The sequence below is a fragment of the Streptomyces sp. NPDC019890 genome (genome assembly GCF_044903445.1).
Classification (GTDB): domain Bacteria; phylum Actinomycetota; class Actinomycetes; order Streptomycetales; family Streptomycetaceae; genus Streptomyces.
Window position 1 is genome coordinate 659,937 of sequence record NZ_JBJDQK010000002.1, and the last position, 12,788, is coordinate 672,724.

The 12,788-nt window shown below is 69.8% G+C and carries 11 protein-coding genes and 1 tRNA gene; 8 read left to right on the forward strand and 4 right to left on the reverse strand.

The features are described 5' to 3' along the window. Positions 1–224 precede the first annotated feature (224 nt). Positions 225–1,892: a beta-N-acetylhexosaminidase gene (locus ACI2LP_RS07295; RefSeq protein ID WP_404723758.1), complete on the reverse strand. Its 1,668-nt coding sequence runs from the start codon at positions 1,890–1,892 to the stop codon at positions 225–227. A gap of 198 nt (positions 1,893–2,090) precedes the next feature. Here ACI2LP_RS07295 and ACI2LP_RS07300 point away from each other — a divergent pair, with 198 nt between their 5' ends. The 3 genes from ACI2LP_RS07300 (at position 2,091) to glmS (ending at position 5,188) form a co-directional block, all read left to right on the forward strand. Beyond that, the gene (locus ACI2LP_RS07300) at positions 2,091–2,963 is read left to right on the forward strand and encodes a DUF4429 domain-containing protein (RefSeq protein WP_404723547.1); all 873 of its coding nucleotides are present in this window, start codon (positions 2,091–2,093) and stop codon (positions 2,961–2,963) included. Positions 2,964–3,040: 77 nt separating this feature from the next. Further along, complete coding sequence (locus tag ACI2LP_RS07305) at positions 3,041–3,328, forward strand: hypothetical protein (RefSeq protein ID WP_404723548.1); 288 nt, start codon at positions 3,041–3,043, stop codon at positions 3,326–3,328. Between the two features lie 42 nt (positions 3,329–3,370). Further along, positions 3,371–5,188 (forward strand): glutamine--fructose-6-phosphate transaminase (isomerizing), encoded by a 1,818-nt coding sequence (glmS, locus tag ACI2LP_RS07310; RefSeq protein WP_404723549.1) that lies wholly within the window; start codon positions 3,371–3,373, stop codon positions 5,186–5,188. Between the two features lie 210 nt (positions 5,189–5,398). Here glmS and ACI2LP_RS07315 read toward each other — a convergent pair whose 3' ends face one another. Both ACI2LP_RS07315 and ACI2LP_RS07320 read right to left on the reverse strand, forming a co-directional pair. Then, on the reverse strand, positions 5,399–5,968 hold the full coding sequence (locus ACI2LP_RS07315) for an acetate uptake transporter (protein WP_404723550.1): 570 nt from the start codon (positions 5,966–5,968) through the stop codon (positions 5,399–5,401). Between the two features lie 179 nt (positions 5,969–6,147). Next, positions 6,148–6,669 carry a universal stress protein gene (locus ACI2LP_RS07320; RefSeq protein ID WP_404723551.1) on the reverse strand — a complete coding sequence of 174 codons (522 nt, stop codon included), beginning with the start codon at positions 6,667–6,669 and terminating at the stop codon, positions 6,148–6,150. 398 nt (positions 6,670–7,067) lie between these two features. Between ACI2LP_RS07320 and ACI2LP_RS07325 the strand changes: the two genes are divergently transcribed. The 4 genes from ACI2LP_RS07325 (at position 7,068) to ACI2LP_RS07340 (ending at position 9,868) form a co-directional block, all read left to right on the forward strand. Continuing rightward, positions 7,068–7,472, forward strand: a complete 405-nt coding sequence (locus ACI2LP_RS07325) for a hypothetical protein (RefSeq protein ID WP_404723552.1) — start codon at positions 7,068–7,070, stop codon at positions 7,470–7,472. Positions 7,473–7,858: 386 nt separating this feature from the next. After that, complete coding sequence (locus ACI2LP_RS07330) at positions 7,859–9,064, forward strand: helix-turn-helix domain-containing protein (protein WP_360872470.1); 1,206 nt, start codon at positions 7,859–7,861, stop codon at positions 9,062–9,064. Positions 9,065–9,099: 35 nt separating this feature from the next. Further along, on the forward strand, positions 9,100–9,702 hold the full coding sequence (orn, locus tag ACI2LP_RS07335; protein ID WP_404723553.1) for an oligoribonuclease: 603 nt from the start codon (positions 9,100–9,102) through the stop codon (positions 9,700–9,702). A gap of 93 nt (positions 9,703–9,795) precedes the next feature. Continuing rightward, a tRNA-His gene (locus ACI2LP_RS07340) sits at positions 9,796–9,868 on the forward strand. A gap of 116 nt (positions 9,869–9,984) precedes the next feature. Here the strand turns inward: ACI2LP_RS07340 and ACI2LP_RS07345 are convergent. Further along, positions 9,985–11,790: a trypsin-like serine peptidase gene (locus ACI2LP_RS07345; RefSeq protein WP_404723554.1), complete on the reverse strand. Its 1,806-nt coding sequence runs from the start codon at positions 11,788–11,790 to the stop codon at positions 9,985–9,987. A gap of 96 nt (positions 11,791–11,886) precedes the next feature. Here ACI2LP_RS07345 and ACI2LP_RS07350 point away from each other — a divergent pair, with 96 nt between their 5' ends. Continuing rightward, positions 11,887–12,738 (forward strand): hypothetical protein, encoded by an 852-nt coding sequence (locus ACI2LP_RS07350; protein WP_404723555.1) that lies wholly within the window; start codon positions 11,887–11,889, stop codon positions 12,736–12,738. The last annotated feature ends 50 nt before the right edge of the window (positions 12,739–12,788 follow it).

Genomic DNA, 12,788 nt, shown 5'->3' on the forward strand with positions numbered 1-12,788 from the left:
CCCCGAACCCGGACGCCTGCGGGCGTGTCCTCAATCGCCGGACGTGCTGAATTTCAGCCCCTCCGGCGATTGAGGGGTGGGGGTCCCCCCACGCCCACAGGGCGTAGGGGGAGGGTTCGGGGCGGAGCCCCGACAACGGCCCGGGCAAATCAAGCCCCGTGGGGTCCCCCTCGGACGAAGTCTGGGGGAGATTGAGGCGCGGGGGGCCGGGGGTCAGCCCCCGCTCAGCCAGAAGGCCACGGCACCTGCGGGCTGCGGTAGAAGTCGATGCCAAGCGCCGCCATCCGCGGCCCCTGCGCCGCCAACCGCACCCGATACGCCTCCCACCCGTGCGTGGACGCCGGCGACCAGCCCAGCTCCGCCACCCCCACCACCCGCGGGAACGCCATGAACTCGATGTGGTCGCTCGTCGAGATCGTCTCCGACCACAGCGGCGCCTCGACCCCCGCCACCGCGGACGCCGGCGCGCCCGGCAGATACGTCCCCGGGTCCCAGTCGTAGGACCGGCGCACCTCGACGAATCCGGCCCAGTCCAGGCCCAGCGGAGTGTCCTTGTTGTACTTCATGTCGAGGTAGATCCGGTCCGCGGGCGACAGGATCAGCCCGGTGCCGTTCCGCGCGGCCCTGGCGACCTGTGCCTTCTCCGCGTTGCTGGTGTCGTCCAGACCCCAGTACTGGGCGAGCGCACCCTTCGCCGGGGTCGCGCCGGTCAGCTGGTGCCAACCGACCACGGTCTTCCCGTACTTGGCGACGATCGGCTGCACCTTGTCCATGAACGCCACATAGTCCGCGTGGCTGGTGGAGTGCGCCTCGTCGCCGCCGATGTGGAGGTACCTGCCGGGGGTGAGTGCGGCGAGCTCCCGTACGACGTCGTCCAGGAAGTCGTACGTCACGGGCTTCGGCACACACAGCGAGCTGAAGCCGACGTCCGTGCCGGTGTAGAGGGGCGGCGCGACGCCGGAGCAGTTCAGCTCGGCGTACGAGGCGAGCGCGGCGTTGGTGTGCCCCGGCATGTCGATCTCGGGGACGACCTCCAGATACCGCGAGGCGGCGTGGCGCAGGATCTCCTTGTACTGGGCCTTGGTGTAGTAGCCGCCGCGTCCGCCGCCGACCTGGGTGGAGCCGCCGTACGTGGCCAGGCGCGGCCAGGAGTCGACGGCGATCCGCCAGCCCTGGTCGTCGGAGAGGTGCAGATGCAGCCTGTTGATCTTGTAAAGCGGGAGCTGGTCGATATAGCGCTTGACCTGGTCGACGGTGAAGAAGTGCCGGGAGACGTCGAGCATCGCGCCCCGGTAGGCGTACCGCGGGGTGTCGGTGACGGTGCCGCCGGCGATCTGCCAGGGGCCGGGCTGCCGGGTGTCCTTCTCGACCGCGGCGGGCAGCAGCTGGCGCAGTGTCTGCACGGCGTGGAAGAGCCCGGCGGGCTTGCGGGCGGTGAGGGTGAGCGAGCCGGGGGACGACTCCAGCCGGTAGCCCTCGTCGCCGAGGGCGCGCTCGTGGGAGCTCAGCCGCAGCCGGATGCCGCCGGGACCGCGGTCGTGGGTGACGGGCAGACGGTAGCCGGTGGAAGGCCGCAGCAGCCGGGCGAGATAGGCGCCGATCCGGCGCACCTGGGGGGAATGGTGGTCGGCGCGGATACGGGTCAGCGGGGTGAGGGTGTACGGGGCTCCGCCCGGGTGGACGGAGGCGGGCGCGGGGACGATCTGGCCGAGCTGCCGCGGGGCGGCAGCGGGCTGGACGGGTGCGGGTCCGGCGCCGATTCCGGCGATGCCCGCGGCGGCGACGAGCAGCAGCGAGCCGAACAGTCGGGGTAACGCTCTTGGCTGTCTCACAGGCTGGGTCCCTTCAGCGGGCGTCGCGACTGTGGTGCTGAACAACCGACCGGCAGTCATCATGCGTACCGCGCACCCCAGTTGAGGTCAAGGTGTAGACCACTCCCTCAAGCCGCTGGTGAAAGAATCCCCGCATGGCGACTGCGCCATCCCGGGGGACAACCCCCGGACCCCCGGCCCAGACCCCGCCGGGGTTACCCCGCCCAACTCGCCCCGGGCGACCCCCGTACCCCACCCCCCGATGCGAGAATCGCGGGCATGGCGGAGATCATCCAGAAGGACGGCACCTGGGCCTTCGACGGCGACACAGTGCGCATCGTGCCCGGCAACGACAAGAGCGTGAGCCTGCTGCGCAAGACCCTCGGCGAAGTCGCCGTACCGCTGGGCGCGTTGGCCGGGATCTCCTTCGAGCCGGGCAAGAAGTCCGGACGGCTGCGGCTGCGCCTGCGCAACGGCGCCGACCCGCTCCTCCAGATCACCGGCGGCAAGCTGGAGGACGGCTCCGACCCCTACCGGCTGACCGTCGAGAACGACCGCACCGGCGTCGCCGAGTACTTCGTCGACGAGGTCCGCAACGCCCTGCTCCTCGAGCAGGTCGGGACAGGACCCGTCGACAGCTATCTCCTGCCGGGCCCCGCCCTGCCGATCACCGTCGGCGCGGGAGACGGCACCGCCACCTTCGACGGGGAGCGGATCCGCCTGGAGTGGAACTGGAAGACCGAGGAGTCCAAGTCCTCCGGCGGCGCCCGCACCCTCGCCCTGGAGGAGGTGGAGTCCGTCGAGTGGCTGCCCTCGGCCGGTCTGGAGAACGGTTACCTCCGCTTCGCCGTGTCCAAGGCCCCCACCAAGGCCCCGCCCAAGTACGACCCGCACGCCGTCGAGCTCTGGGGCTTCCGCAAGGACCCCCTGATGGCACTCGTCGGAGCTGCCGTGGCGGCCCGCATGCCGCACCCGTACGCCCCGGCCCGGATCGCTCCCGCCGAGGCCGCACCCGTCGTCGCCGCGCCCGGCGGCGACGATCACGACGTGCTGCTGCGCCGACTGCGTGAGCTCGGCGAGCTGCATCAGGCCGGGATACTGACGGACGAGGAGTTCACCACCGCCAAGCAGGCCGTTCTGAAGCGCCTGTGAGGCCCCCGTGACCGCTTACTGCCCGGAATCGGGCAGGATTCTTGCAATCACAGGCGGCGACCCCTCAATATCTACGGGTGCTCGAACATCGCCAGTCGGGGCGCTCGTCCCACGACGACCTCATCGACCACCTGGTGCGCAGCACCGCGCTCCAGCGCGGTGAGGCGGCCCGGGTGGTACTCGACGTGCTGGCGTACTTCGACGAGAAGACCGAGGAATTCGTCCGCCGCCGCCACCGTGAGCTGCAGTCCGGTGGCCTGGCGAACACGGAGATCTTCGAGCGGATCGCGGCCGAGCTGCCGCACCGCGCCGTGGCGCCGCCGGAGCTCTCGCTCCGCCAGCTGCGCCGCATCGTCTACGGCTGACCGGCCCGGGCACACACCAGATCCACAGAGGGGTAGAACTTTATGTGCGGAATTGTCGGATACATCGGCAAGCGTGATGTGGCACCGCTGCTGCTGGAAGGCCTGCAGCGGCTGGAGTACCGGGGTTACGACTCCGCGGGCATCGTGATCACGAGCCCCAAGGCCACCGGCCTGAAGATGGTCAAGGCCAAGGGCCGGGTCCGTGACCTGGAGGCCCGGGTCCCCAAGCGCTTCGCCGGCACCACCGGCATCGCACACACCCGCTGGGCCACGCACGGCGCGCCCAGCGACGAGAACGCCCACCCCCACCTGGACGCCGACAACAAGGTCGCGGTCGTCCACAACGGCATCATCGACAACGCCTCCGAGCTGCGCGCCAAGCTCGTCGCCGACGGCGTCGTCTTCCTCTCCGAAACGGACACCGAGGTGCTCACCCACCTCATCGCCCGCTCCCAGGCCGACACCCTGGAGGAGAAGGTCCGCCAGGCGCTGAAGCTGGTCGAGGGCACGTACGGTGTCGCCGTCATGCACGCCGACTTCAGCGACCGCATCGTCGTCGCCCGCAACGGCTCCCCGGTCGTCCTCGGCATCGGCGAGAAGGAGATGTTCGTCGCCTCCGACGTCGCCGCGCTGGTCGCCCACACCCGCCAGATCGTCACCCTCGACGACGGCGAGATGGCCACCCTGAAGGCCGACGACTTCCGTACGTACACCACCGAAGGATCGCGTACGACCGCTACGCCGACCACCGTCGAGTGGGAGGCCGAGTCGTACGACATGGGCGGCCACGACACGTACATGCACAAGGAGATCTCCGAGCAGTCCGACGCCGTGGACCGCGTGCTGCGCGGCCGCATCGACGACCGGTTCTCCACCGTGCACCTGGGCGGTCTGAACCTGGACGCCCGCGAGGCCCGCGGCATCCGCCGCGTGAAGATCCTCGGCTGCGGCACCTCGTACCACGCGGGCATGATCGGCGCGGGTCTCATCGAGAACCTGGCCCGGATCCCCGCGGATGCCGAGCCGGCCTCCGAGTTCCGCTACCGCAACCCGGTCGTGGACCCCGACACCCTCTACATCGCGGTCTCCCAGTCGGGTGAGACGTACGACGTGCTCGCCGCGGTACAGGAGCTCAAGCGCAAGGGCGCGCGCGTCCTGGGCGTGGTCAACGTGGTCGGTTCCGCGATCGCCCGCGAGGCCGACGGCGGCGTGTACGTCCACGCGGGCCCCGAGGTCTGCGTCGTCTCCACCAAGTGCTTCACCAACACGGTGGTCGCCTTCGCGCTGCTCGCCCTGCACCTGGGCCGCATCCGCGACCTGTCGGTCTCCGAGGGCAAGCGGATCATCGAGGGCCTGCGCAGGCTGCCCGCGCAGATCAGCGAGATCCTGGAGTCCGAGGCCGAGATCAAGAAGCTGGCCGAGGAGTACGCGGGCGCCCAGTCGATGATGTTCATCGGGCGCGTGCGCGGCTACCCGGTGGCCCTGGAGGCCTCCCTGAAGCTCAAGGAGATCTCCTACATCCACGCCGAGGCCTACCCCGCCTCCGAGCTCAAGCACGGCCCGCTGGCGCTCATCGAGCCCGCGCTGCCGACGGTCGCGATCGTCCCCGACGACGACCTGCTGGAGAAGAACCGCGCGGCCCTGGAGGAGATCAAGGCCCGCAGCGGCAGGATCCTCGCGGTCGCGCACCGTGAGCAGGAGAAGGCCGACCACACGATCGTGGTGCCGAAGAACGAGCACGAGCTGGACCCGATCCTGATGGGCATCCCGCTGCAGCTCTTCGCGTACCACACGGCGCTGGCCATGGGCCGGGACATCGACAAGCCGCGCAACCTCGCCAAGTCGGTCACGGTCGAGTAGGCAGGCAGCCCCTCATCTGGGCGTAGCGCAACCATCAATTGAGTACCCCGACGGCGAGCAACCACTTCTGCGAGAGCGGCGGCGGTTTAGCCGCAAAGGGGGGCGGTCCCTCCGCGCGTTGCCACCCAGGCGCGCGGGGGACCGCCCTTTTCGTCAGCCGGTGCCGCCCACAGCGCCGGCTGCATGGCTGCCCAGAGGCCCGTCAGGACCTCAGCCGGTGGCCGTCACTCCCCGGCCGGCAGCGCGTCCGGAGAAGGTCGGCCATTTGGCGAGGGCCGCCGTCGCGCCGTACCAGGCCGCGAGGCCCGCGACCGCGCCGGCCCAGCCGCCCGCCTTGGCCAGCCCGTCGTTCTCCGCGAACGATGCGATGCCGAGCAGCAGCAGCGAGACGAACAAGAGCCCGTACACACCCTGTCCGAACAGTCCGCTGCCCGCGGACGCGGCGGTCAGGGTCAGCGCCAGCAGCGCCCACAGCAGCAGAAAGAGACCTGCCGCCTCTGCCGACACCTCGGTGCCGACCCCGGTGCCCCAGGTGAACCAGAAGGCGCCGAGACCCGAAAAGGCCGTGCCCGTACCGGCGTTGCCCGCGCGGAACTCGAGCAGTCCGACGATGAACAGTGCGACGCCGCCGACCCAGGTCGCGAGTCCGGCCGCGTCCGCCGCCGTCACATTGTCGATCACACCGGTGTTGCCGACGCCGAACGCCAGCAGGGTCAGTCCGAGCGCAAGGTGGCCGAGAGTCGAGGTGCTGGCGCTTCCCGCAGAGACTTCATTGTCCACGGCGGGCTCCCTTCGTGTCCTGTGCAGTTGTTCTGCATCGCTGATTCCCAGCCACCGTTAATTACCCTTCACAAGCGCACAATCCACCTCTACGCGTGGGTAGATTTACTTGCGCACAAAGGGAGTTGACCCGGCCCGACCTGGTGGAAAGCGCAAGTGGAAGCGCCATTACGGGTTGGCTACGGGATGACAACGACGGGCCGCTGCGCGCGCCGCGCGAGCCGTCCCGCCACCGAGCCGAAGATGCGCCCGACGATTCCGTGCGTGGAGCCGACCACGATCGCGTCGGCCGAATACTCCCGGCCGACCTCCTCCAGCTCGTTGCAGATGTCGCCGCCGCGCTCGACCAGGATCCACGGCACCTCGGTGAGGTAGTCCGCGCAGGCCAGCTCCAGACCGAGCACCTCGGTGCGGTGATCGGGGACGTCCACGAAGACCGGGGGCTCGCAGCCTGCCCAGACGGTGGTCGGCAGCCGGTTGGCGACATGGACGATGATCAGGCCGGAGCCGGACCGCCGGGCCATGCCGATGGCGTACGCGAGCGCCCGCTCACTGGAGGTCGATCCGTCGAAGCCGACGACGACTCCGTGCCGGAAGGCTGGGTCGCATGACTGACATGTCTCTTCCGCCGCCTGGAGGTCCGACAGAGGGTCGGCTACCTGCTTGCGGTCCGCGGGTTCGGGGATTTCGTGACCGGCCATCGGTGTCTCGGCGAAGAAGTCCTCTGGTGGAGGGATCGTCTCGGGGAGGGTTATTCGACTGCCCCGGCTGGCATGGCAGTGGAGCTGTGTCCGGGAATCATCTTCCCTGGCCCATACCCCCAAGGGTACGGCGACACTCCTCTCCTGCCCAGAGCTGGCTGCCCCATGCCGCGGCGTTCCAGGGAGCATGCCCGAGCCCGCCCCGTATGGCAATGCCGCTTGGCGTCTACAGCGGTCTGGACACCTTCTCCCGGCCCGTCCGGGGGAGGCCCCTCTGAAGGCGGAGTCCGGCGCCCCAGCCTGTAGGCAGAGCCCCGTCCGGAGGCGGAGCCCCGGGTGACCGATCCGCTCCGCTCCTCGTTGCACCACGGTCATCCCACTGCCTCCAGGGAGCTTTTGTGCCCGCACGACCGCCCGGCCCGCCCTCTGTACCCTCGCCGGTCCCGCGGCGCGGCCGGCGCAGGGCGCCGCGCCGGGTGCAGGAGACGGCCGCCCGGCCCAAGCACTCCCCGGGCCCGTCCGCCGACTCGGCGAGCGACGTGGTGCGCTGGGCGGCGTTCAGCTGTGTGCTCGTCCCGGTGGTCCTGGTCGTGTACGGGACGTCGGTGGGCGGGGCGGCCGCCGCGGCCCTCGGCCTCGCCGCCGTGACGGCCGCGTGCCGGGCACTGCTGCGCAAGTCCGAGCGCGAGGCGGCCAGGGCGCGTACCGCCGGGCCGGCGCCGGCCCGCGGACGGCGCGCGCGGGCGGCCCCCAGGACGCAGCGGGGCGGTCGGCACGGGCCGGGAAGTGCGCCCCTCGACTGACCGTTTCGCACACCCGCACCCATATGTTTTCAGCCAACTTCACGTGAGTGGCCCTCCCTTGGCGAAATGGCCTGCCAACCCCCTTGCCACCAGGGAAGAAAGGACCATTCGCAGCGCTTGCACCCTACGTGGACGGGCCATGCGCGCGACGCGCACTTCCCTGCGCGGCCCCCGAGTGGAACGCTTCGTGATCGAATGCTTCGCGCCAAGTTGCCATGTCGACATAGCGGGGCATGCCGAACTTGTCACGTCGGCGCCACGGGACACAGTAGATTCGATCATGAGTATCGAAGTCTCGGGACTCGTGCAAAACCGAGGGGAAACGTGCAGGAGCGAAAGGCCCGAAACGAACGGGGAGACGCGAACACCGAGGGGGGCTTAGCGTCATGAGTCAGGACTCCGCCGCACCGGAGGCAGCACGGAAGCTCTCCGGCCGCCGGCGAAGGGAAGTCGTCGCGGTGCTGCTGTTCAGCGGTGGCCCCATCTTTGAGAGTTCCATCCCGCTCTCGGTGTTCGGAATTGACCGTCAGGACGCCGGAGTTCCCCGCTATCGACTGCTCGTCTGCGGTGGCGAGGAAGGCCCGCTGCGGACCACCGGCGGGCTCGAACTGACCGCGCCGTACGGCCTGGAGGCCATCGGCAGAGCGGGCACCGTCGTCGTACCGGCCTGGCGGTCGATCACGTCACCGCCACCGCCGGAGGCGCTCGACGCGCTGCGTCGCGCGCATGAGGAGGGGGCCCGGATCGTCGGACTGTGCACGGGTGCGTTCGTGCTCGCCGCGGCCGGACTGCTGGACGGCCGCCCGGCCACCACCCACTGGATGTACGCGCCGACACTGGCCAAGAGATATCCGTCCGTCCATGTCGATCCGCGCGAGCTGTTCGTCGACGACGGCGATGTGCTCACCTCCGCGGGAACGGCGGCCGGAATCGATCTCTGCCTCCACATCGTGCGCACCGACCACGGCACCGAGGCCGCCGGGGCGCTCGCCCGCAGGCTGGTCGTGCCGCCGCGCCGCAGTGGCGGGCAGGAACGCTATCTGGACAGGTCTTTACCAGAGGAAATCGGGTCGGACCCGCTGGCCGAGGTCGTCTCGTGGGCGCTGGAGCATCTTCATGAGCAGTTCGACGTGGAGACTCTGGCCGCACGTGCGTACATGAGCCGGCGCACCTTCGACCGGCGATTCCGTTCGCTGACCGGCAGCGCGCCGCTGCAGTGGCTGATCACCCAGCGGGTGCTGCAGGCCCAGCGGCTGCTCGAGACCTCCGACTACTCGGTCGACGAGGTGGCGGGCCGCTGCGGCTTCCGCTCGCCGGTGGCGCTGCGTGGCCACTTCCGGCGCCAGCTGGGTTCTTCTCCGGCCGCCTACCGCGCCGCGTACCGGGTCCGCCGTCCGCAGAGCGACCCCGCCCCGCCCACGGTGGTGGAGACGGTCGTACCCGCCCAGACCAGACGCGCCGCCGCAGCGGCGGGCCCGTCGGGACCGGCCGCGACCACGGCCGCTCCGCCGGAGCTCGGCAAGCCTCCGTCCGACGCGTATGCGACAGGTCACGGCCGCCCGAGCCTGCCCGGCCAGCGGAGTGCGCCATAGACCGACCGACCGCCGGTCGGCCTAAGGTAGGACGCATGAACGATCGCATGGTGTGGATCGACTGCGAGATGACCGGGCTCTCGCTGACGGACGACGCACTCATTGAGGTGGCCGCGCTGGTCACCGACTCGGAACTGAACGTGCTCGGCGAAGGGGTGGACATCGTGATCCGCCCGCCGGACGCGGCGCTGGAAACGATGCCCGAGGTGGTGCGGCAGATGCACACCACCTCGGGCCTCCTCGACGAGCTGGCGGGCGGCACCACGCTGGCCGACGCCGAGGAGCAGGTCCTGGCGTACGTACGCGAGCACGTCAAGGAGCCCGGCAAGGCCCCGCTGTGCGGAAACTCGGTCGGCACCGACCGCGGCTTTCTGCTGCGCGACATGCCGAAGGTGGAGCAGTACCTCCACTACCGGATCGTCGATGTCTCCTCGGTCAAGGAACTGGCCCGGCGCTGGTACCCGAGGGCGTACTTCAACAGTCCGGAGAAGAACGGCAACCACCGGGCACTGGCGGACATCCGTGAATCCATCGCGGAGCTGCGCTACTACCGGGAAGCGGTCTTCGTGCCGCAGCCCGGACCGGACTCGGACACGGCGAAGACGATCGCCGCGAAGTACGTCCTGCCTGCGGAGTAGACCCCAGGTCCTGGGGGCCGTAAACCCGGGAGCGAGCACCCTCCCCGACCCTGTACACTTTTTCTCGGCCGGTCGGGAAAGAGACCGGTCGTGGTGGGTATAGCTCAGCTGGTAGAGCACCTGGTTGTGGTCCAGGATGTCGCGGGTTCGAGTCCCGTTACTCACCCTGAACGATCAAGGGCCCCGGTCTTCGGACCGGGGCCCTTGATCGTTTTCATGCGGCCTCGGCCAGGCCCGCGCGGTAGCCGTCCAGGCGGCGCCGTGGCCCGGCACGTCAGGGGTTCAGGGCGCGACCAGCATCACCTCGTCGCCGAGCGCGTCGGCCCGTGTGTCCGTGTACATCGTGGTCTCGCCGTCCGACCACCGTACGAGGAGGTCGTCGGTCAGGCCATTGGCGGTGTATCCGCCTGCGGAGATGACGGAGCCCTGCTGCGCCCACAGCTCATTGCGGCCCAGGACGCGCTTCTGGGTGCCGAGGCCGGCCGTCGTGGTGCCGACGTAGTTGTCGAGCTCACCGCCCGACCAGCGGATCATGAGGTCCCATGTGTGGTTCCCGGAGAACTGCCCGCTGGTGAGCAGCGTGGCGCGCTCCCAGAGCGGGTCGGCCACCCGCAGCCTGTGCTCCTGCCCGAAGGTCCCGGAGCCCACATTGGTGTAGAGGCTGAGCTCGCCGTCCTTCCAGCGCACCACCAGATCGCTGACGCGCGTGCCGGCGTTGAAGCGGCCCGCCGATATCTGGGTGGCGGATTTCCAGACGGAGCCCTTCCTGGCCATCTGGATCCCGGACTTGCCGAGGCCCTTGGTGCTCACGTCCGGATAGAGGGTGACCGCTCCGTCGTTCCAGCGCACCAGCAGGTCGAACTGGTTGGAGCCGGTGAAGTCGCCGCCGGTGATGGACCCGGCTTTCTTCCAGAGGTCGTTCGCCGGCAGCAGCCGCCGCCCGCGCGTGAAGCCGCCCTTGCCGTCGCCGGGGTAGAAGGAGGTCTCGCCGTTCGTCCACGCCACGATCAGGTCGCTGTGACCGGGCCGGGAGAAGTCCCCGGAGACCATGAGCCTGGCGCGCTTCCAGAGCTCGCCGCTGCCCGGCAGATAGGGGCCGGCGTTCGCCGGCACGTACGGCGGGCGCTTGATGTCCTCGTCCTTGGTGTCCGCGACAGCGTCGTTGTAGAGGGCCTGGGCGTCCTTGCCGTAGACCGGCGCGTAGCTGATCCAGTCGACGTTCTGGTCGTTGCCGCCGCCGTTGTAGCCGCCCGTGTTTCCGATGACCTTCCCGGTACGGGTGCTCGCGTTGTAGTCCGTGATCCAGGGACCGCCGGACACCCCGCCGTAGAAGCCGCCGCAGGTCATCTGCAGCTGCCGGAAGTTGGGCAGGCGCGAGGTGGCGACGTTGCAGCGGAGCGCCTGGTGCTTCTTGTTGACGCTCTCGCCACTGGGGTAGCCGATCACGGTCGCGTTGTGGCGGTAGCCGGAAGCCTGGGTGAAGGTGAGCGCTCCGGTGACGTCTTCGGCCTTGCCTTTGCCGTTGGGGGCGACTCGCACGAAGGCGAAGTCCAGGTCTGAGACGGGCTTCTTGGTGTTCTGCTCATACCTCGGGTCCACGAAGACCCGGTTCACCCCGAAGACGCCGCTGGGCTGGTTGGCGACGGAGGCTCCGTGGCGGTACTGCGGTACGAAGATGCGCTGCGTGGCTGCCTTGAGGCCGTTGCCGCAGTGACCGGCGGTGAGGACCAGGTCCTTGGTGCCGCTGTGGACGACGCTGCCCGTGCAGGAGGTCGCCTTGCCGCCGAACGGTCTCGCCTTGTAGAAGAACGTACCCACCATCGGCAGGCCGCCGAAGTACTCACCCTTCTTGGTGCCTGGGGGTGCGACCCGCGGTCCGGCCGGCCGGGCCGAGGCCTTCAACGGCGCCCTGTCCCTCGCGGCATCGACCGGCACCGCCTCCGCCATGCGCTCGGCCGTCCAGAACTCCTCCTCGGCCACGGTCGGCTTGGGGGTGGGCGGGCCGGTCGCCGCCGTGGCGGGACCGGTGCCGAGTGCTCCCGCGAGAAGAACGAGCGCAAGAGCAGGCAACCAATATGAGCGCACCACACTGTCTCTCTAATAGAGGATCAACATCCGTAACGCAGCGACACTTGCACAGTTGTACGGTTCAATGGGTGTAAACGCCACAAAAACGGGGCCGCCATGAGTCACCTCCGTGCCGCAGCCGCCGCACTGCTGTCCCTCGGGTGCGTGCTGAGCACGGCGGCTCCCGCCCTCGCGGCCGACCCGCTGCCGTACGGACCCAAGAACACGCGCCCCGTCCGGCCCGGCGACGTCCTCACGGTGGACCTCCGCGCGGGTGAGGTCGCAAACGGGCTCGCGGTCCGTTCGAAGTCCTTCCTCTCCGACGGCACCCTGCGGATGAACGCGCCACGGCTGACCGCCACCGTCGCCGTCAAGTGCGATGCAAAGCCCGGCACCTACCCGGTCCTGCTCGGCGACGACGGCTCGCTCTTCACGAAGGTACGGGTCGAGAAGGCCGACGCGTCCGCGCTGCAGAAGTGCCGGGCGAAGCTGAAGAACCTGCCGCCCACGTCGAAGGAAGAGCACTGGGACAAGGGTGCGCCCTGGCCCCAGACCGAGTGGGACGTACGGGCCGTCCCGGCCGGCGGCCGGATCACGGCCAGCGACAGCATGGCTTCCGACGGGGCGGTCGCCCTCAACTCCCCCGCCTTCACCGGGAAACCCGTACTGCGCGGCGGGAAGAACGTCCTCACGGCCACGGCGACGATCGCCTGCGACGCGAAGCCCGGTCTGTACGCCGTCTACCGCGAGGACAAGAACGACCCACGGCCCGAGGACCGGCGCACCGTCTGGGCTCGGTACCGCGTCGTGTCCGGCACGGGCGACTGCGATACGGCCAAGAAGCCCCTCGCCGGTGACTCGGCCGACGCTGGAGCGCCCACCGCCGCATGGGCGGGCGGCGGCGCGGTCGCCCTCACTGCGGTGACAGGCGCTCTGGTTGTGCTCAGGCGGCGCGCCAGGGCTCGGTGAGCCTCAGCCCTCGCGGGGGTTTTCCCCACCCCATACCGACCGGACAGCGG